The sequence below is a fragment of the Colwellia sp. genome (genome assembly GCF_013214175.1).
Taxonomy (GTDB): Bacteria; Pseudomonadota; Gammaproteobacteria; order Enterobacterales; family Alteromonadaceae; genus Colwellia.
Genome location: NZ_JABSPA010000008.1, coordinates 116,720 through 138,853 on the forward strand (window position 1 = coordinate 116,720; position 22,134 = coordinate 138,853).

The 22,134-nt window shown below is 38.5% G+C and carries 15 protein-coding genes; 6 read left to right on the top strand and 9 right to left on the bottom strand.

The window, feature by feature from the left end; genetic code table 11:
- Positions 1-67: 67 nt before the first annotated feature.
- The 3 genes from edd to zwf form a co-directional block, all read right to left on the bottom strand.
- Positions 68-1,879, bottom strand: a complete 1,812-nt coding sequence (gene edd / locus HRT55_RS17360; RefSeq protein WP_291623234.1) for a phosphogluconate dehydratase — start codon at positions 1,877-1,879, stop codon at positions 68-70.
- Between the two features lie 215 nt (positions 1,880-2,094).
- Positions 2,095-2,790: a 6-phosphogluconolactonase gene (gene pgl / locus HRT55_RS17365; RefSeq protein WP_291623235.1), complete on the bottom strand. Its 696-nt coding sequence runs from the start codon at positions 2,788-2,790 to the stop codon at positions 2,095-2,097.
- Complete coding sequence (zwf, locus tag HRT55_RS17370; RefSeq protein ID WP_291623238.1) at positions 2,790-4,259, bottom strand: glucose-6-phosphate dehydrogenase; 1,470 nt, start codon at positions 4,257-4,259, stop codon at positions 2,790-2,792. Before zwf ends, pgl begins: the two co-directional genes overlap by 1 nt.
- Before the next feature lie 461 nt (positions 4,260-4,720).
- Between zwf and HRT55_RS17375 the strand changes: the two genes are divergently transcribed.
- A complete protein-coding gene (locus HRT55_RS17375) occupies positions 4,721-5,569 on the top strand; it encodes a MurR/RpiR family transcriptional regulator (RefSeq protein ID WP_291623240.1) in 849 nt (282 codons plus the stop codon).
- Between the two features lie 121 nt (positions 5,570-5,690).
- On the top strand, positions 5,691-7,145 hold the full coding sequence (pyk, locus tag HRT55_RS17380; protein WP_291623242.1) for a pyruvate kinase: 1,455 nt from the start codon (positions 5,691-5,693) through the stop codon (positions 7,143-7,145).
- Between the two features lie 130 nt (positions 7,146-7,275).
- On the opposite strand, the gene HRT55_RS17385 is transcribed toward pyk, so the two are convergent.
- The 3 genes from HRT55_RS17385 to HRT55_RS17395 all read right to left on the bottom strand — a co-directional run bounded on the left by HRT55_RS17385 (position 7,276) and on the right by HRT55_RS17395 (position 10,189).
- Complete coding sequence (locus HRT55_RS17385; RefSeq protein ID WP_291623244.1) at positions 7,276-8,118, bottom strand: LytTR family DNA-binding domain-containing protein; 843 nt, start codon at positions 8,116-8,118, stop codon at positions 7,276-7,278.
- A gap of 76 nt (positions 8,119-8,194) precedes the next feature.
- Positions 8,195-9,271, bottom strand: coding sequence for a sensor histidine kinase (locus tag HRT55_RS17390; protein ID WP_291623246.1), 1,077 nt, complete (start codon positions 9,269-9,271; stop codon positions 8,195-8,197).
- 567 nt (positions 9,272-9,838) lie between these two features.
- On the bottom strand, positions 9,839-10,189 hold the full coding sequence (locus HRT55_RS17395) for an HIT domain-containing protein (RefSeq protein WP_291613563.1): 351 nt from the start codon (positions 10,187-10,189) through the stop codon (positions 9,839-9,841).
- A 179-nt stretch (positions 10,190-10,368) separates the two neighbouring features.
- Here HRT55_RS17395 and HRT55_RS17400 point away from each other — a divergent pair, with 179 nt between their 5' ends.
- The gene (locus HRT55_RS17400; protein ID WP_291623248.1) at positions 10,369-11,433 is read left to right on the top strand and encodes a succinylglutamate desuccinylase/aspartoacylase family protein; all 1,065 of its coding nucleotides are present in this window, start codon (positions 10,369-10,371) and stop codon (positions 11,431-11,433) included.
- Between the two features lie 129 nt (positions 11,434-11,562).
- Positions 11,563-13,044, top strand: coding sequence for an alkaline phosphatase (locus HRT55_RS17405; protein WP_291623250.1), 1,482 nt, complete (start codon positions 11,563-11,565; stop codon positions 13,042-13,044).
- 110 nt (positions 13,045-13,154) lie between these two features.
- Here the strand turns inward: HRT55_RS17405 and HRT55_RS17410 are convergent, their stop codons facing one another.
- Together HRT55_RS17410 and HRT55_RS17415 are read right to left on the bottom strand one after the other, a co-directional pair.
- Positions 13,155-14,336 carry a cystathionine beta-lyase gene (locus tag HRT55_RS17410; protein WP_291613569.1) on the bottom strand — a complete coding sequence of 394 codons (1,182 nt, stop codon included), beginning with the start codon at positions 14,334-14,336 and terminating at the stop codon, positions 13,155-13,157.
- Positions 14,337-14,795: 459 nt separating this feature from the next.
- Entirely contained in the window at positions 14,796-17,312 is a 2,517-nt protein-coding gene (locus tag HRT55_RS17415; RefSeq protein WP_291623252.1) for a DNA polymerase II, read from the bottom strand.
- 90 nt (positions 17,313-17,402) lie between these two features.
- Between HRT55_RS17415 and dinG the strand changes: the two genes are divergently transcribed.
- A complete protein-coding gene (gene dinG / locus HRT55_RS17420; RefSeq protein WP_291623254.1) occupies positions 17,403-19,541 on the top strand; it encodes an ATP-dependent DNA helicase DinG in 2,139 nt (712 codons plus the stop codon).
- 343 nt (positions 19,542-19,884) lie between these two features.
- Here dinG and HRT55_RS17425 read toward each other — a convergent pair whose 3' ends face one another.
- Entirely contained in the window at positions 19,885-20,937 is a 1,053-nt protein-coding gene (locus HRT55_RS17425) for a sel1 repeat family protein (RefSeq protein ID WP_291623256.1), read from the bottom strand.
- 391 nt (positions 20,938-21,328) lie between these two features.
- Here HRT55_RS17425 and HRT55_RS17430 point away from each other — a divergent pair, with 391 nt between their 5' ends.
- Positions 21,329-21,679 (top strand): hypothetical protein, encoded by a 351-nt coding sequence (locus HRT55_RS17430; protein WP_291623257.1) that lies wholly within the window; start codon positions 21,329-21,331, stop codon positions 21,677-21,679.
- Positions 21,680-22,134: the final 455 nt, after the last annotated feature.

Sequence of the window (22,134 nt, forward strand, 5' to 3'; positions counted from 1 at the left end):
AACTTTTTTGCTGAAATGGCAGCAGTTAATGCGGTCATTAATTATGGGGTACTTTCTTTAACTGAACCTAATCAAATAAAGAACAGGCTCCGGTTTCAGCTGAACTTAAATTACGGCGCATAAAGCCAAATAACTCACGCCCCATACCTTCATGATGACCATTAACTTGAAATATTGCCGTCTTGCGATTGGCTAATTCCTGCTCATCAACAAGCAATGTTAACTCACCTGTTTCACCATTTAGGTTAATCATGTCGCCTGTCTGAACCTTAGCAATCAAACCACCGTCAAGTGCCTCAGGGCATAAATGAATGGCTGCAGGTACCTTACCTGAAGCGCCAGACATACGTCCGTCTGTAAGAAGCGCAACTTTAAAGCCTTTATCTTGTAAGACACCTAACAGAGGTGTCAGTTTATGAAGCTCAGGCATACCTCGCGCTTTAGGGCCTTGAAACCTTACTACGGCAACAAAATCTTTTTCGAGTTCTCCAGCGTCAAATGCCGCCTGTAATTCATGTTGATCTTCAAAAACAACCGCTGGTGCTTTAATGATAAAGCTGCCTTCTCTAAGTGATGACGTTTTAATAACAGAAACACCTAAATTACCTTTCATCACTCGTAAACCACCATGTGAACTGAATGGCTTAGCAACGGTGGCAATAATTGCATCATCAAGTGACTTTTCAACGCAATCAACCCACTTAAGCTCGCCATTATCTAGAATAGGCTTCTTAGTGTATCGAGTTAAACCGCGACCACAGATGGTTTCTACATCTTCGTATACAAGTCCACCTTCAATAAGTTCACGGAACAGTAACGCCATACCACCCGCTTCTTGGAATTGATTGATGTCAGCATGACCATTAGGATAAATGCGTGTTAATAAAGGCACACTTTCAGAAAGGTCATTAAAGTCTTGGAAGTTAATAATGATGCCAGCCGCTTTAGCAAAAGCAATGATGTGCATGACCAAGTTAGTTGAGCCACCCGTTGCTAATAAGGCAACAATTGCGTTAACTACTGATCGTTCATCGACCATTTTACCGATCGGCATATAATTACCCGATTGCTGGGTTAAACGTGTCGCCTGACGAGCAGCAGCTTTGGTTAATTCTTCACGAAGCTGTGTATTCGGTGCAATAAAAGAGGCTCCTGGTAAATGTAAACCCATCACTTCAACAACTAACTGGTTAGAGTTTGCTGTGCCGAAGAAAGTACAAGTACCGGCAGAATGATAGGATGCAGATTCGGCCTCAAGTAACGCTACCTCATCTACTTCACCCTTAGCATGCTGCTGACGCACACGGGCTTTTTCTTTGTTTGGAAGACCTGAAGGCATGGGCCCAGCAGGAACAAATACAATAGGTAAATGGCCAAATGTCATACTTGCTATCAACAAACCCGGGACAATTTTGTCACAGATGCCTAACATTACTGCACCATCAAACATATTGTGTGACAAACCAATTGCTGTAGCCATTGCGATAACATCACGACTCATCAGGCTAAGATCCATACCTGGTTGACCTTGGGTTACACCATCACACATTGCAGGTACACCCGCAGCAACTTGTGCCACGCCACCGGCATCTTTAACTGCAGCTTTGATAATGTCAGGGTATGTCTGATATGGCTGATGAGCACTAAGCATATCGTTGTAAGAGGTGACAATAGCGATATCTGAGTGTTGAATGCCGCGTAACGATGTTTTATCTTCTTTGCCACAAGCAGCAAAGCCGTGGGCTAAGTTACCACATGACAAACCAGCACGATGTACGGTGTCTGATTTTGCCGCGTCAATTTTTGCTAAGTATTGAGCACGTGTTTTAGCACTACGTTTTATGATTCTGTCGGTAATATCTACTATTTGCTGTTTCATTTACTCTCTCAACTTATATACTTTTAATTTTATTTAATACTTAACTTATACCAATTTCATTAAATTATTGCCCACTTGTGCTGGTTAAAACACTCCATGTCAGCGTTGTTCCCAATAGCCAGCTATTGCTCAATCGAGTGCCTTGCCCTGATTTATTTTTCCTATGCACAACAAGATCACGAACTTAATGTTATTGGTATTATTTAACAAGTGAGTTATGGAGCCCAAAAAATTTGAGTGTTTAAGCTAGGGTGCTGTAAAAATGCTCTAATCGGTATTTCAAATGCATCATCACCATTTAACGCTTGTGTTAATACCGTCTTCTTTCCTTCTCCACATGAATGAAGGAAAATATTTTTGCTGGTGATTAAGCTAGCAAAAGTGAAACTGATACGTTGATGCGGCGCTGTTTTAGGTTGCACTTTCATGAGTGCTGCATCGTTTGTCTCATCAAGAGCAACATTGATTTCGTCGCTACACGGGAATAATGAAGCAGTATGACCGTCTTCGCCCATACCTAAAATTAATACATCCAATGGTAATAAAGTGGCTTTAGCAGCAATGTTTAAATCCTTGAGTGTTTCCTCACTAAACTCTTCACCTTGTTTTAAGTGGAAGAATTTCGCTGCTGCAGCATTATTTTGTAGTAAATTTTCATGTACTAAACGGGTATTACTGTCTTGGCTATCAATTGCCACCCAACGTTCATCGGCTAAAGTGACTGTAACTTTTGACCAGTCAATATCACTTTGTGATAACACCTTAAAAAAGCCTTTTGGTGTTGAACCACCTGAAACGGCGATACTTGCTTTACCTTTACGTTTTATTGCTTGTGCAAGGATTTCACTGACTGATTGTGCCAAAGTGACATCTAATTCATTTCGTGTTGAGAACTCTGTTAACTGGTGCATTATTCAACCCACTGGCGATCATCACGCGCGATTAGAGAAATAGAAGATACCGGACCCCAAGAGCCTGCGGCGTAAGGTTTAGGTGTTTCATTGGTGGTTTTCCAAGCTTCAATGATGCTGTCAGCCCAAATCCAAGCGGCTTCCACCTCGTCACGACTAACAAATAATGATTGATTACCATTTAACACTTCTAGCATCAAACGTTCATAAGCATCAACTACACGCTCATCGCCATAGGTATCAGAGAAACTTAAATCTAATTTGTTTTCTTGGATTAGCATTTGTGAAGCTATACCAGGAATTTTATTCATCATTTGTAATTCAACCCCTTCATCAGGTTGCAAACGAATGGTTAATTTATTGGCGGGTAAATCACTGTAACTGTCTTTAAAAATATTATGAGGTTGTTGTTTAAAGTGCACCACTATTTCACTGTGTTTCTTCGGCATACGTTTACCGGTACGAAGGTAAAATGGTACACCTTTCCAGCGCCAGTTATCTATTTCGGCTTTTATCGCAACAAATGTTTCGGTATTACTGTTGGTATTAGCACCTTCTTCATTTAAATAACCAGGTACGGGTTTGCCTTCTAAGAAACCATCACTGTATTGGCCACGAACAACTTTATCTTTAATATTGTCTCGGTTAATTGCTTTTAAGGCTTTAACGACTTTAAGTTTCTCGGCGCGAACACTTTCTGCACTTAAGTCAGCCGGTGGCTCCATGGCCAGTAGCGACAAAATTTGCAATAGGTGATTTTGTACCATATCGCGCATTTGCCCTGCTTCGTCATAAAAGCCCCAACGTCCTTCAATACCAACACTTTCTGCTACTGTGATCTGTACATGGTCGATACTGTTTCGATCCCAATTATTAGTAAATAATGAGTTAGCAAAGCGTAATACCAATAGGTTTAGCACTGTTTCTTTACCTAAGTAATGATCGATACGGTAAGTTTGCTTTTCAGTAAAGTATTGTGAAACTTGATTGTTGATTTCAATAGAAGACTCAAGAGAGTGACCAATTGGCTTTTCCATAACAACACGATCCGCATCGTTAATTAAACTGGCGTGCGCTAAGCCCTGGCAAATATCACCATAAATCGCCGGAGGCGTTGAAAAGTAATAAACACGGGCACTATTGCCATTAGCTAAGGCCGTAGCGAGTTTTTTAAATGAGCTAGCCTCTTTAAAATCTAATTGTTGATACACCAAACGATTAATGAAACGGGCCAGAACTTGCTCATCTATTGTTTCTTTAACAAAATCATTTAAATTTTCAACAACAATATTTTTGAATTCTTCAAGACTATGCTCTTGTCTTGCGGCACCTACTATACGGCTATCTTTATTGATTAAACCACAGACTTCCAATTGGTAGAGGGCGGGTAATAGCTTACGTCGTGATAAGTCACCTAAGGCTCCAAAAATGACGATTTCACTCGCTGCTTGACCATTTAACTTACTCATAGCATTTCTCTTATATAAAATTTATTGCTTTAATTTTACTTAAACCTGCACTCAAGCCTAGGCGCTAGTGAACTTACCGTAAAATAATTAGTTGTAACTAAACTACATATAACCCTAATTTAGCGCTTGTTTAGCTGACAGTAAAGAACTTTTTGTAATTTTACTACACAAATAACTTTCACAAAGAATAATTGGCTTATATGTAAGATGAGATGAGTAATAATGGCGATATTACTGCCATTGAGATAAATACTGTACAGTTTAAAGAGTAACCATCCTGCCTGTTTTGACTTGTTTTCACCCTACATCATGAAATAAAATTTCATTTTTTCTGTTCCTTAAGCAGAAAATAAATTACAGTATAGACAAAATAGCCTGTTTATTGATGCAGGCTATCATTGAAATAACGTTTAAAACTTACTTTAGAAATGAAGATAAACAAGATCTAGGATCAGTCCATAATGAATATATTAGAAAAGATCACTAACGAACTAGACACGCTCAGTAAATCTGAACGTAAAGTAGCAGAAGTCATTTTAGCGTCACCAAGTACCGTTATACACTCTAGTATTGCTGCACTTGCCAAACAAGCCAATATCAGTGAGCCTACCGTTAACCGGTTTTGTCGTCGTTTAGACACTAAAGGCTACCCTGACTTTAAATTACATCTAGCGCAAAGCTTAGCCAATGGTACGCCTTACGTTAACCGTCATGTCGATGAAAATGATAGCGCAGAAGAATATACCGACAAGATTTTTGAATCTACCATGGCCAGTCTTGAATTAGCGCGTAAAAGCTTAGATGCAAATGATGTCAATCGTTCGGTTGATCTATTAACCCAAGCCAACAAAATATCCTTTTTTGGTTTAGGTGCTTCGGCCATTGTTGCCCATGATGCACAAAATAAGTTTTTCCGCTTTAATGTGCCAGTGGTTTATTTTGATGACATATTAATGCAACGTATGAGTGCTATAAATAGTCGCCAAGGTGATGTCGTTATTGTGATTTCACACACAGGTCGTACCAAATCATTGGTTGAAGTGGCCAATTTAGCAAAAGAAAACGATGCCACTGTTATTGGCATTACCACTAAAGGTACACCACTGGCTAAGGAATGTAGCATAGTGCTTACCGTTGATGTCTGTGAAGATACTGACCTCTATATGCCAATGTCATCACGTATCGCTCAACTCGCCCTAATTGATGTTTTAGCCACCGGCTTTACTTTACGTCGTGGTAGCAAATTTAGAGACAACTTGAAAAAAGTAAAAGATAGCTTAAGAAGCTCACGCTTTGAGAAAAAAGACTAAAAAGAAAGACTAAAAAGAAAGACTAAATATATAGTCGCTAATGTTTGAAACTATCTTTCAAACATTAGTACTACCATCGATAAACCTATTTAAACGTAATCAAAAACGTAAGAGGATTAACATGCCTAGAAGAACAAAAATTGTTGCTACCTTAGGTCCTGCAACTGACGATAGAGAAGTTTTAAAAAATGTATTAGCTGCCGGTGTCAACGTAGTTAGACTTAATTTTTCTCATGGTATTCCCCAAGATCACATTGATAGAGCCAAAAATGTTAGAGAAATAGCAAAAGAGCTTGGCATTTATGTTGGTATCTTAGGTGATTTACAAGGTCCTAAAATCCGTGTTTCTACTTTTAAAAATGGCCCTATTAAATTAGCCATTGGTGATAAGTTTGAATTAGATGCCACCTTAGAAAAAGGCCAAGGCTGTCAAGAAAAGGTCGGTATTGATTATAAGAAATTAGTACAAGATGTTAGCACTGGCGATGTTTTATTACTGGATGACGGCCGTGTGCAATTAAAAGTATTATCCACCTCTGACACTTCCGTATTTACAGAAGTAACCGTTGGCGGCCCTTTATCAAACAATAAAGGCATTAACCGTCAAGGTGGTGGTTTAACTGCACCAGCACTTACTGCTAAAGATAAAGAAGATATTAAACTTGCCGCTAAGATTGATGTCGATTTTCTAGCCGTATCTTTCCCACGTAATGCTGCCGATATGCGCGAAGCACGCTTACTTGCCCAAGAAGCCGGTTGTGATGCCCGTTTAGTCTCTAAAATTGAACGTGCTGAAGCGGTTAATGATGATAAAATTCTTGATGGTATTATCTTAGCCTCCGATGTTGTTATGGTAGCTCGTGGCGATTTAGGTGTTGAAATTGGTGATGCGGCACTAGTGGGTAAGCAAAAACATATTATTGCCCGCTCTCGTCAACTTAACCGCGTAGTTATCACTGCCACACAAATGATGGAAACCATGATTGAACAGCCTATGCCAACACGTGCTGAGGTTATGGATGTAGCAAACGCAGTATTAGATGGTACGGATGCGGTAATGTTATCGGCAGAAACTGCCGCAGGTAAATATCCTGTTGAAACTGTAAAAGCGATGGCAAATGTTTGTCTCGGCGCTGAGCAACATCGTTCAGTCAATATTTCCAGTCATAGAATTGAACTTACCTTTAGTGAAGTCTCTGAAACAATTGCCTTATCAGCTATGTATGCAGCCAACCATTTAGACGGTGTTAAAGCGATTATCGCCTTAACTGAGTCAGGTCAAACCAGTAAAATAATGTCACGTATTACCTCTGGCTTACCAATTTTCTCATTATCTCGTCATGCAAAAACATTGAATAAAACGGCAATTTACCGTGGTGTTTACCCGATTGAATTTGATTCAACCGATGTTAACAATGACAATTTATCTAATGAGATATTAAAAGCGGTCAGTGGTCACATTGACTTAGTCGTAGGAGATAAGTTAATTTTAACGCACGGTGATACCATGGAAACCGTTGGTGCATCAAATACCTTAAAAGTATTAACCGTCACTAAAAAGAACCTTAGCAAGTAGCTGCAAATGCTAAGACTAAATAAGTAACAAAAAGGCTAGATGTTGATAACATCTAGCCTTTTTTATTGCTATGTCTTGCTACATTAAGTGAAGCTCCATTCAATGCTGTTACATTCAGTGCTGTTACAGACTAACTATTCACTGCCTGCTTTACTTTATCTTTATAACTTCGACTCACTTTTAATTCTTTACCATTTTTCAATACAAGAAAATACTCGCCATTGACTTGGCTGCAAAATTTTTCAATCACCTTCTTGTTCACTATCGTCGATCTATGATTGCGGATAAATTGTTTGGGATCTAAACACGCTTCTAATTCTTTCATGGTTTTTCTAAGAATATAGGTGTTTTCTCGTAAAGTATTTTGCTTAGTTTCCAAGGTGTGAACACACATATAATCACCGGCAGCATCAATCCAAAGAATATCTTTTACCGGCACACGATTCACTTCACCAGCATCTTTAATTGCCAAGACATCGGAATAGCTAGACAAGGTTAATTCTTGATTGTTCTCTAATTCTGCTAATATTTTTTGATAATCATTACCAGTAACATCACTCACTAAACGCACTAATTTCGATTTATGTGCACTATCAGCACTGTTTTTAAAATATTGTTGTATTTTTTCAATGGTCTGCTCAAGTCTTTCTTCGTCGGCTGGTTTTAAAATATAATCCAATGCATGTACTTCAAAAGCCTTTAATGCGTATTGATCAAATGCGGTAACAAAGACCACGACAGGCATGGTTAAACCTTGCTCGATAATACTTTCAAGTACCTGAAAACCATTAAGACCTGGCATTTGAATATCGAGAAACATCAAATCGACTTTATAAGCACGTATGGCTTCTAATGCCTCTCTACCGTTACAACACTGCTCAATAACATTAATATTATCATGAGCTTGTAATCGTATAGCTAAACCTCTACGAGCAAGTGGTTCATCATCAACAATAAGGGTTGATAGTGACATAAAAAATTCCTAAGTAATTAGTTCCGGTAAACAACAGCGCAGCGCTAACCTATTCGAACAATTTATAATTCTATTATTAGCTTAGCTCAAATGGCATACGCAGATTTACTTTAACACCTGAAGGTTGGTTATGGGAAACAACTAACGAAAATTTTTCATGGTATAAAGCTTGTAGGCGTTCACGAGTATTGACTAAACCGACACCACTTTCTCGGTGTAAATTGCCATTGATAATATCAGCTCCGGGTCCGTTATCCGCGACTGAAATTAATAAGTCGTCGGCAAAGCGCTGTACTGAAATGGTAATTTTTCCGCCCTGCTCTTGTACAGCAATGGCATGTTTAATCGCATTTTCAGCTAAGGGCTGTAAAATCATACTCGGTACTAAGGCCGCTTGGCAATCATCGTTTATTTTAAAGTCCAGCTGTAACCTGTCTTCAAATCGTACTTGCTCTATCGCCAAGTACAGTTGTAAAGCTTGTATTTCAGTTTGTAAACTGACTTTTTTCAATGGGTCTTTATCCAATGAATAGCGTAGAAATTCACTGAGTTTAGTCACCATGGAATTAGCGATTTTATTTTCTTCCACCAAAATAAGCGTTGAAATAGCATTTAGGGTATTGAACAAGAAATGAGGATTCAATTGATAGCGCAACATTTTTAACTGTGCTTGATGTGCCACAGCATTCGCTTTTAATACATTTTGTTTTTCTATTTGCAGCATTTGATAGTATTTACTACCAAAATATAAACCACTCCAACTTAAAATAATGTAAAAAGATCCTAACGTTGAGCGGGTATACATATACCAAAACTCTGGCTCATAGCCATGTTTATAGATTTCCCAATAATTAATATTTTTAACTATTTGCCATAATACGCCGGTAAAATAGGATGAAAGTATCACTACTAGGGCAATTTTAATGGGCGGAAAGTTCCACGCCTTTCGATAAATATAACGCAGCGGTACAGTAAACAACCAACCGGCATAAGCGTTAAGAAAGATAATTATCACAAATATATCACGCAAATCATGCTGCAATGAGCCAAGATAATGCACAAATGCAAAGCCAAACCAGCCTGCGGTGTGTGCTAGCCAAAATAAGCGATTTCTATTTTCTAGTAATTCTTTCCAATTCACAAAAGTAACCATTTAAAGGATGCTATAAGCAAGTATGCGCTAATAATTAGATGATTTCATTGCCTTTGACCTTAGTAAAGTGGCGACTTATCGCATAATTAGCATAATAAGTAGCCGATAAGTCATCTTATATTTTAGCACTGGCTACATGGTTCCTAAGGCGTGTCCATTAGGCTCAAAGATAGGCTATCACCGATTAAGAGCCAATCTCATATGGCCGACAAAACATTTTAACTAGTGGGTAAATAATACTCTGTCAGGATATATACCCGTTACCATGCAAGATGCATGTTTCAGAGTGCTTGAGCAATTTCAATTCAAGGCATATCAATGTAGCCATGGTTATTCAGGAGAATATGCTCCTGCATTCTCTTCTAAGCTACATCCATGTAGCGCCATTTCAAATTGATGTAACGATGAAGTGATGTTGCTCAAGCGCTTCTTCGATGGGTTTAAAATGACTTTAAGCGGCGTTCAAGAACAAAAATATAGAGTGACTATGTTTACGTCCTTCTCCTTGCCTAAAGTCATTTAAATTCCCACTGAAATCGAGCACTTTGAATGGTAACGGGTATAGACCTAACAAGATAACATTGGCCCTAAATGCTGACCACCGAGCAAATGCATATGAATGTGATAAACCTCTTGGCCGCCATCACTATTACAATTGATAATTAAACGATAACCACTTTCATCAATACCCTCTTCCTTGGCCAGTTTTTTAGCAACCGTAATCATACGCCCTAAGGTCAACTCATCTTCGCTAGTTACATCATTAATTGTCGCAATGAGTTTATTAGGCACGATTAAAATATGGCTATCGACTCGCGGAGAAATGTCTCTAAAGGCGGTAACGAGTTCATCTTGATATAACAATGGCGTGGGAATTTCTTGACGAATAATTTTTGAAAAAATGGTTTCTTCACTCATAGCAGTATCTCTATAAAGGTTCTATACAAATGTACTGCTAGTTTACCGCCAAATAAATATAAATCACCTCTTTACTGCACTTTATTGACCTTAATCAACACCCTAGATGGTACAACTATGACAAGCTTATTGATTCTAAAAGGATGTTACCTCAAACATAAAATAACCTAGGCAATACTATGGATATAGATTTTAGTGAAATCAACTACTTAAAAGATCCAACATGGCAAGATTTGCATGCGGATTACGAACAGTTCCTTTTATCGATGACAGGCCCAACTGTTATTGATGTATCGGGGAAAAATCAAGAAAAGTTCCGGGTATTTACCACACTACTCCATGGTAATGAGCCTTCGGGTTTAATTGCCATGCATCGCTATTTAACTGAAGTTTTGCCGCAAGAACAACCCGAGACCAACTTACGTTTTATTATCTGCTCGGTAGAAGCCGCCACTTCACGCCCTCTTTTTAGCCGACGCTATATTAAAGGAGGGATGGATATTAACCGCTGTTTTGGTAAAAACTGCTCTTTTGAATGTCTCCAGGGTCAAAGAGGTTATTGTCAGCGAGCATCATTGATTGAACGGGCGATTAAAGAGGTCGAGCCAGAAATGGTGATCGACCTTCATAATTCGTCAAGCTCAGGACCAACCTTTGCGGTCAGTTCAGTGGTGACCACGGAAACCTTATCTCTGGCTTCACTTTTTTGCCAAACGCTAATTTTATCTGATTTAACTATGGGATCGATAATGGAGCAAGATTTTAATTGCCCATTTATTACTATTGAATGCGGCGGTTGCCAAGACGAACAAGCCCATGAAATTGCTTTTTCCGGCATTAGCCAAGTAGCAAGCTGTGAGAATATTGGCTATATCCACCAAGAAAAACCGGTAGAAGTCATTTATCGGCCGTTAAGGTTGCAACTAAAACCAGCAACAGAACTCTCTTACGCGCAACATGACGAAGGCTATAGTGGCGTTACTTTGAAAGACAATATTGAGTGTTTTAATTTTGGCAGTGCTCACCAAGATGAAATGCTAGGCTGGATTGATGGTAATGGCTTAGATAATTTACAACTTATCGATAAAAGTGGTGCTAACGTCTTGGACGAGTATTTTTATGCCCGTGAAAATCAGTTAGTTTGCCGGCATAACCTGAGACTTTTTAAAGCAACAACCAATAAAAATACCGCGATAAATGACTGCTTATTTTATGTAGTTAAGCTCATTTCAGCTGAAATATAACCGGTTTAACACACATACTAAGATGTTTATTAAAGGGTATGCTGTTGAATTATTGCTCTTTGTTATTAAGTAGACAAAACCAAGGTGACTGTTTAGAATTAAGCGTTTTTCACATTCTCTGGTACCCTTATGTCTAGTTCAAAGTTTAATTTGAAACTTAACTTAAAGTTAAGTTCAAAAGTGTATAACTCGAAATTGTTTAGCCCGAAATTATCAACCACCTTGCTCTCGACATTTGCCTTACTGAGTTGTGTTGGTCTAGCAACTAATAATGCCATTGCTGCCAATAGCGAGCAAAATTCACCGGTAAGTCAACAAGACCTACCAAAAAATATCATTATGGTTATTGCCGATGGCATGGGGCCAGCTTATACCTCTGCTTATCGATACTTTAACGATGACCCAGCAACAGCTGAAATAGAGAAAACTGTTTTTGAAAGACATCTAAAAGGCCTTAGCAGTACTTACCCGGCTCCCGTGTCAGGTTATGTTACTGACTCTGCCGCCGGTGCAACGGCACTGGCTACCGGGGTAAAAAGCTATAATGGCGCCATTAGTGTAGATGTAAATAAAAAACCATTATTGACCGTGCTTGAATGGGCTAAACAACAGGGCAAGAGGACCGGCGTAGTAGTCACTTCTCGTATTAACCATGCCACACCCGCCTCTTACTTATCGCACAATGAAAGTCGAAGAAATTATGATGAGTTAGCTAATAGTTATATCGATAACGGTATCAAAGCAGATGTCTACTTTGGCGGCGGCTGGACCAACTATATTCGCGACGATCGCAATATCGTTAATGAATTTAAACAAGCGGGCTTTCAATATATTGATAGTTACTCACAGTTAGCTGGACTAGCAAACGATAAACCGGTTTTGGGTTTATTTGCTGACTTTGGCTTGCCGTGGGCACTGGATGACAGTAATAAACACCGACTAGCCATGATGACAAAAGCAGCTACCGGACAACTTAAAAATGACGCCGGATTTTTTATGCTCGTTGAAGCGAGCCAAATTGATTGGGGTGGACATGATAATAATATTGCCACAGCCATGCATGAGATGGACGACCTAGCTAAATTAATGGAGTATTTAGAAGTATTCGTTGAGAAAAACCCCGATACCTTAGTGGTATTAACGGCGGATCACAGCACTGGGGGTTTTACCTTAGCGGCTAATAAAGAATATCGCTGGGACCCAGAAGTGTTACGAACCATGAAATACTCTCCAGCAACAATAGCTAAAAATATCATCGCCAAAGACCCGCTAGATCAGAAGGAAATTAATAAGTGGCTTAACTTTGAGTTAAACACAGAGGAATTCCAGCAAATAACTAAGGTCGACTCTAGCTATCAGCAAGCCAAAGCAAAATATGTGTTACTTAGTGCGACAGAAAAAACAGAGAAAAAGGCGCCTGAACTTAAAGAGCTCTATCGCCGAGCAATATTGGCAATCATTGATAAACGCACTAATACTGGCTGGACCACGTCAGGTCATACAGGAATAGATGTGCCGGTATTTGCATTTGGTAAACACAGTGAACAGTTTAGTGGCCAATTAGATAATACCGATATCGCTAAGAAGATTTTCACCTTATTAGGCAAGTAAAGATAATAAGAGAGATAATGTAACGGTACAAACAAAAAGGCAGATAAGTGCAATGAGTCATGCGTTTATCTGCCTTTTAGCTATTTGTCAGTCAATGCTTTTAAAGACACTTAACTCTTAGCAAGTACTTGATTAAAACGTGCAAAACCTGCTTCAAGGTCACTGATCAAATCATCAACATCCTCTAGGCCAATGTGAAGGCGAATTAATGGGAACTCACAATCAAACGTTGTTGCACTACGAATAGCATTAACATTGCTAATACCCAAAATTAAACTTTCAAAACCACCCCATGAATAACCCATTTTGAAGTGGTCTAAACCATCTAAAAACGCGGTTAATGCCACTTTATTGCCACAATTAAGTACAAAAGAGAACAAGCCATTAGCGCCGTTAAAATCTCGTTTGAAAAATTCATGACCAGGACAAGACTCAAAAGCAGGATGAAGAATTTTAGCCACTTCTGGTCGCGACTCTAACCAATTGGCAACGGTGAGTGCACTTTGTTGGTGTTGCTTTAACCTAACCCCAAGGGTACGAATACCGCGAAGCGCAAGATATAAATCATCAGGAGAAGTACACTGGCCCATCAGGTAACTGTAATCACGTAGTTGTGGCCAATATTTCTCAACCGCAGTAGCAGTGCCAAGCATGACATCAGAATGACCGACAATATATTTAGTAGCCGCTTGTACACTAACATCAACGCCATAATCAAAGGGTTGAAAGTTAATACCGGCACTCCAAGTATTATCGAGCATAACAATACAATCATGTTTATGGGCAACAGCACTAATGGCAGGCACGTCTTGCACTTCCATGGTAATTGAGCCTGGGGATTCTAAGAAAATAAGACGGGTGTTATCTTGGATCAGCGCTTCAATTCCAGCACCTAACATAGGATCATAATAGGTAGTGGTAACCCCTATTTTAGCTAATATTTTATCGCAATAATCACGGGTAGGCTCATAAGCACTATCAACCATTAAAATATGATCACCTTGCTGAACAAAAGCGAGAATTGCATTGGTAATAGCCGCAGTACCCGATGGGTATAATGCACAACCAGCACCGCCCTCTAACTCGGTCATAGCATCACTAAAAGCAAAAGCTGTGGTGGTGCCACGGCGACCATAAACCATGGTTTGATTATGTCGGTTAGCAACGGCATGATTCATTTCGGCTACCGTATTAAAAACAACCGTTGAGGCCCGGGTAACTGAAGGGTTTACCACACCCTTAGTCCATTTAGCACTTCGTCCAGCATTTACTATTTTAGTATCTTGTTTCATAATCACTTCCATTGGAAAAACTCAGCTTTAGCAGAATAAATATTATACCAATCGGACTAATTAACTGATCACTTAGCGAGAATTAAAAGGCTTAGAGGCAAGACATTGATTGAAGAGAATGGTTATTCCCTTGTCAAAATCAATAACGCCGCATGTAAGCCTTTTAAACTTGTCCTTCGGGAACTCGTTAGTAAACTGATAACGTCACAAAATGAATGAAATATAGAATAACTATGTTTAACACATTTTGCTTGTTCTAAGCTCACTAACGTAGTTCTAAGTTGGTAAGTTAATCAATCCGTTTGGTATCAGTTCAGCTATCTAGCCATCTAAAAATCTTTATAAAGTAGTTATAACCTGATTAAAGCTTACTGGCTAGAAATTGTTAATATAAATTGAAAATAAATGTCTTATTAAATGCAATTAAAATAAAAAGCGATAGCAGCCATTAAATAGCCTTCAAAAAAGACCCAACTGATCACCGGCAATGGATTCAAAGTCTTTGCCAATAAAGGGTAAAATATCATCTGCTATTGGTTTAAGTTGTTTCTCAACATAAAAATCATAATCAAGTTTGCTGTCCTTAAACTCTAAAGGTTGTACACCATCTAAGGTAATAACATAGCGGATAGTACTTCTATGCTGATATTTTTGCTTCAAGCCCTGCTCTTCAAGCTTTTTATTAGCAATCAAAGCCGCTTTAATATGAGGGGGAGTATTAACATAATCATTTAACTGACGTCGAATTTTTTTCTGGTAGATCAAGCGTTCATCAAAGAGCCCATGCCTCAAATCGTCGACTATTTTTAGAATATACTCATCAATGGGTTCATCGTTAAACACTAACCGATAAAGCTCTTGTTGGAAGTCTTTACTTAACTCGGTCCAATCACTTCTCACTGTCTCCAGGCCCTTAAAAATCATGACGCCATTAGCAATACCGGCATAACGTTTTTTGGTTCCGATAGCTTTTTGATCTTTACCGGCGTATTTACTAGTATTAAAGCCACGTATTTTTGGCATTAAAAATTGAGTAAAATGCGTTTCAAATTCAATGTCTAATTGGCTGGTAATTTTGAAGTCTTCTTTTAGGGTCTGTTGCCATTTATCATTAATAAACCCCTGTAACTCCAAACCTAACTGCTTAGCCTGCTGCTTTGATTTATCAGCGCCGATATAAACGAAAATGGAGTCAGTATCACCGTAGATGACCTTATGACCTTTTGCTGAAATCCACTTGCTGGTTTTCTTTAAAATCTCATGGCTGCGCTTGGTAATAGAGCCAGATAGCCGAGGATCAAAAAATCGACAACCATTAGAGCCTAGTACACCATAAAAGCTATTCATAATAATTTTTATCGCTTGTGATAAGGCGGCATTTTTTTGCAGTTTGGCTTTATCTCGCTCTAACCAAAGAGACTCGATAATATCAGGTAAAAAGTGTGCCTCTCTAGAAAAATAAGCACCATCGAAGCCCTGAATAACAAGGTGTCGATTATCGTGATCTAATTGCCCAACTTGATCTTGAGCAGAATTGAACGCACGAACCTCTTTAAGCCCCTCAATTAAGCCCATAGGATCAATTTTAAAGGTGCGAATTATGGACGGGTATAGTGATTTAAAATCCAAAACAAGCACATTTTTATAGAGCCCTGGAATGGAATCCATGACATAACCGCCAGGCGACACTAAACCCGAGTCACCATCACCCATATTAGGGGCGATATATCCACTGCGATGAAGTTTAGGTAAATAAAGGTTGGTAAAGGCGGCAACCGAGCCGCCGACTCTATCAATAGCTAAGCCGGTAAGTTGTGCGCGTAACTGGGCAAACGCTAATAACTGTGTTTTTTCAAAAATAAGCCAAACTAAGCGGCAATCTTCTAAGTTATAAGCGGCTAGTGCTGCTTTGTTATGATGAAAATTATCGGTGATTTCTTGTACCCTATTGTCAACATCAGCAACCTTTTTACCCAGGCCAAGTAAATTTTTGGCAACATTATCAAGGGAAAAACTGGAAAAACTATAGGTCGCACTTTTCAGCAAATCAATACCATCGAGAACAACACGCCCTGCTATTTCAATAAAATTTTGCTCGGGGTTATTGGCATTTTTACGCCAATAAGGCGCACTACCATCACGGCCGATGGCAAACTTAATACCATGGAGATCACAGCGTTTTTGTAGCAATGAGAAATCAAAATTAATCACATTCCAGCCAATCAAAATATCGGCATCAAAGTCATTAATTTCATCAATAAATTTTACTAATAACTGTCTTTCATCTGTTAGCCATTGAATATAATTTTCAGCGTTTGATTGCGCGTCACCAATCATTAATACCCGCTTAAATTCCTCTTTAGTACCCGAAGAGTTAGTATTAAGAGCATACAAACCAATAGAGTAGAGCTCCCCTTGCATAGAGCATTCAATATCTATAGAGAGCATTTTCAGGCTGACTTCAGCGGGTGTTTTTGCACGCTTACATCGGGTTTGTTTTACTAATTGATAACTTTTAGAAGCTGACTCGTTTTGATTGCCAGCAATATAATCACCTACCCCCTTACCAATAAAATCAATATCCGCGGTAATATGGCGTTCCATTAAAAACCTATCATCGGGCCTAATATCATCTTCATAACATTTTATTTGTTGGTCTTTTAAGGCATCCCTAGCACGGTAAAAACTGCGCATAGAACTGAAATACAGACCGGCAACTTTTTGCTGAGCAAAGGTTTTTAAGGATAATTGTTGATATTTTTTAAGTGGAATGCGTTGTTCATTCAGGCTACTAAGCGCTAGGTCTAGTTGATGATGTTCAATAAAAAAAACAGCTAACTCATTATTTACCTGTAGTTTAACTGGGCCAGTGCTGCTTTTCAGCCACAGGGTTATTTGTAAACCACTGGCGCTATCTTGCACTTGTCGGGTCAGTAAGAAACCACTATTGATATTGATTGTGTTAGAAATTGCCATTTTATCTTGATTTTTTTCGTGCTACGCGCGTAAACCTGTTAATATATACAGCAGTGTAACCGATCTTCTGTTTTTTGGAAACTAGTAACAATGTTATCTGATAAGTTAAAACAAGCTATTCGTCAAGCTTATAAAGCCATAGGCGAGAACTTAACGCACTTTAATCCTCGTAAACAACAAACTTTCCTTATTGCCGAAATAGCCAAGACTCTAGCGGGTGAATACAGTAAAGATAGAAAAATTATTACTATTGAAGCCGGTACCGGTACAGGTAAATCACTCGCCTATTGTTTAGGTACCATTCCACTCGCCCTTGCCCGAAATAAAAAGGTTTGTATTTCAACGGCTACCGTCGCCTTGCAAGAACAATTAGTCGACAAGGATTTACCCTTTTTAAAAGAGCACGCGGGATTAAACTTTGACTTCACTTTAGTCAAAGGCAGACAACGTTATGTATGTCGCCAAAAGCTTACGCAAGCGGTAACCACCAGTTCAGGTAATGAGCCCACTCAAGTGGGTTTTACTTTCGCAGAAAAGCCCGATGCCAAAGAGGTCAGAACACTTAATGCCATGCACAAGGCACTACTCGATGGTAGTTGGCTTGGCGATATTGATTCATGGAAAACACAGTTACCACAACATATTTGGCAGCAAGTGCAAAGTGATAAACATAGCTGTTTAAAAAACCTATCTGAGCATAGTCATTGCCCTTTCCACAAGGCGCGTGAAACTATGGATCAAGCCCATGTTTTAGTGATAAACCATAGTTTGTTATTGGCTGACTTAGAGCTAGGCGGCGGTAGAATACTGTCTTCTCCTGAGGATACCTTTTATATCATTGATGAGGCACATCACCTGCCAAAGGTGACACGTGACTTTTCCAGTGCCAGTATCACCTTAAAGGGCACAATTGAATGGTTAACAAAGCTTGGTGAAACCGGCGATAAAATGGCTAAGTTAATTAAGTCTCAGAGTGCTATTTCTCCTGCGTTAAAGTTAGGTGATGACTGCCAAGAACTATTGTTGGAAATGCAAAAAGTCCTTAACTTTATTGAAGCTAATGCCAATGTCTATTTTCAAGCAGATGATTCACTATCCCAAGGTAATAAATTTACTAAGAAATCTCCGCATGATGAACAAGTATATCGATTTGAAAATGGCATCATTCCACCAACATTAAAAAATTGGGCGGAAGATATACAAAGCCTGAGTAAAAAATCATTAAGCCATTTAAATAAACTCTATAACGGACTTATTGAATCGGTAAAAGATGGCGATACCCAAACCTATCTAGCTGAGCCTCTACTGGGAGAAGCCGGTTTTCTGTTACAACGTTTAGAGAGTTTAACGGCACTTTGGACTATGTATGCCAAAACCGATAATGAAAAATCTGCGCCAATGGCACGTTGGTTAGAAAAACTAACCAGTAAACGTCATGATTACCTATTAAGCGCATCTCCTATCGAAGTAGGCTTCACCCTAGACAATATGCTGTGGAGTAAATGTGAAGGCGCAGTATTGTGCTCGGCAACATTACGTGCCTTAAATTCATTCGACCACTTTCGCTTTCAAGTCGGTTTAAGAAATGATGACGGTAGTCAATATCAACAAGTTGACTCGCCTTTTGATTACCAGAACAATGCACAATTAGTCATAGCGAAGATGGACAATGAGGCCAGTGCTGCTGATTTCACTGATGAAGTAATTACTAAATTACCTAAGTACCTTGACCAGGGTAGTGCTAGCTTAGTGCTATTCTCTTCCTATTGGCAAATGAATAAAGTCGCACAAGCCCTAAGAGAGAACAGCAAACTTGAAATAATGGTGCAAGGAGAGCTATCACGCCAACAAATAATAGAGCAGCATAAAAAACGTTGTGATAATCACAAACAAAGTATTATTTTTGGTACCCAGAGTTTTTCAGAAGGGCTAGATTTACCTGGAGACTACCTCAATAATTTAATTATTACTAAGTTGCCATTCTCGGTACCAACCTCGCCTGTTGAACAGGCACAAGCTGAATATGTCACCGCAAAAGGCGGTAATCCTTTTATGACATTATCAGTACCAGATACTTCAAAAAAGCTTGTTCAAGCTTGTGGGCGGTTATTACGAAATGAAAGGGATAAAGGTGTTATAACACTACTAGATAAACGGGTAGTAACCAAACGCTATGGTAAACAATTACTTGATTCTCTACCGCCCTTTAGCCGAGTGTATGAAAAATAGTTTAATAACTTATTATGCCTATGCACTTTGCTCCGGAGCATTATCCCCGTGGTGTTTTAATCGGACTCGCCATGGATGTCACTTATTAGAGAATGCAGGATGCACATTCTCCTGAGCTTATTGTCCTGAATCCCGGGTCTAAATAGCAATAGTTCTTCGATATGAAGTTTACAAAGAGTTCCTGAGTAAACTATAGAGGCATATAACTTATTTGATTCTCGCTTTGTTTTGCTACGTTGTTCTTCTACTTTAAAAATAGTTTTCTAACAGACATAAAAAAGGCTTAAATAAATTCAAGCCTTTTTTAGTCACTAACTATTAAATAATAATCAAAATACTATTGCTAATTTTTAGCGTCTTCTAATGCTTTTTCAAATGCTTTTGTAGTGGCTCTAACATTAGCTTGTTTAGTAAATTCAATATTCACACCTGCGTTAACTACTTCTTGGTAGAAATCAGCAATGGCACAACTTTCTACTTGTTGACAAACTATTGCATACTTCAATATTGCTGGCTCATAAGCCTGCAAAGCAGCTTTTTGAAACAAAGTAAGTGCTTGGTGTAAATCTTTATCTACCGCGGTGCCGTTAAGGTACATTTGCGCAAGGTTTACTTGACCTTTAGCAAAACCATAGTCTGCGGATTCTTGAAACTTCTCTAAGGCTAATTCCGATCTCTTACCGCCATTAGCAAATTTTAAATATTCTAAGCCTGAAAAATTTTCTTTTTTACCCGGGATGAATACTGAACTAGAGTCAAAATGCGAATCTGGCACAACTACGTTGCCATCAAGCATATTACCTTCAGGACGACGCGCCAAAACAATAGCACCCGACTCGATCATTGCCTGCAATTCACTAATTTTGTAATTATGACGTTTTTCTTGGAAAAACTTTTCAAATCTCAGTTGTGCATAACGAATAGCTTCATTCAACTCATGCTCTTGTAGATAAAAATAGCTACTAAAGTTAAGCGTTACTACATCACCAGTAATATCTTTAACTTTCGCCATTCTAAATTTTTCTGCCGGACGAAGGTTATCTTTTATAACTCGGAAATCGATATAATAAAAATCATTCAATTGCGGTGCAGCTACAATAGCTTGTGTTTGTTGATTTAATAGATTGTCTTTATAGAACATGCTACCTGCTACAGCAACGGCAGCTAAGATAACTAAAGCAATAATTTTGCTTTTATGCTTTATCAACCAAGGATCGGGATCCTTAGTATCAACGGTATAATGGTAATACGGTTCTTCTTGTTTATCGTCAGCGGTCGGAGAATCCACACTAGCTAATGCTTCTTCAGATTCCGTAGGTAATGCTGCCTGTTGATCAACTTCTGCTGTTGGCAAATGCTCATCTTCCTTATATTGGCGAACTGCTGCTTGTGGCATAACCGTTCCTTATTTTTATTTTATTAATTAATACCATTTGAACATAAATTAAACAAGCGTTAATTTTATGTTACTTAGATTTAACATTTCTATTGCTAAACCAAGTCCTTCTTATCATTACGCTAAGATGCCCAGTAGTAATGACTTTCATTCACATCGCAAGCATCTGAGTTTATTAAATTTATTGAAAATGTAACTCAATGTATTTTATTATTTTGAGTATACATTTTTATTTCAATTAAAACAATCGTTTGATTATTGAACCAGAACAGTTTCTTAAGAAACAAAACTGGTTTCCATTGCAAGAAAACTTGCTGTTATTTTGTATAGCCTAACTTAAGTTATCATTATATGATGTCTTTACTTTAAAAGGCTTACCTGTAGTCCACACATGAAACAAACAACCAAAGTTACCTTATTTTCATTACTGATTTTCCCCGGGGCTGGGCATTTATTATTAAAAAAATATGCGATAGCCCTAGGCTTTATTGCTAGCTTTGCATATCTGCTATTGGGATTTGTTAAAGATATTCTTACTAAGAGTCAGCAAGTTATCGATAGCATTATGCGAGGGGAAGTTTCTATGGAGATTTCGGCAATCCAACAAGCATTGGTGGACCAAGGAGTAATAGATAACCCTCAGCTTGCTACTTCGGGGTACTTAATGCTATTTATTTGGGGACTTGCCGCTTTTGACGCCTATCGAATTGCTAAAAAAAATCAGCCAGATAATATTTCCTAATTATCATCGGCTAAAGTTTGTCCTTAAAAACTCAACCACCTTTTACTTTTAGATTTAAAATAGTAAAAAAAATGGCCAGTTAAAATATCAACTGGCCATTTTTTTTAACTAGAGTCTGATGATCTTTCAGGGTCAAAATTTAAAGCGACTTTAATCACGCCGCGAATGTTGTCGCATAGTTATCCTGTGCAAAAAAACGAGCGACAATGAGTAAAAACGCTTTAAATGAAGCCATGGCAGAATTATGGAACCCCATGTCCTATACCTCAGAGGTGTTACCCCTTTACTTTTGACCCAAAAGGTATTACTGGCTAAACACTTTTTAGTTAAGCGCTTATTATACACTTAGCTGTACCTGACTATAAAAAGTATGGATTTATACAAATTAAAGCTTAAGTAGCTAAAGCATTAATTCACCGCATAATAGCAGTATTATTCTGTCATTGAAGCATGTA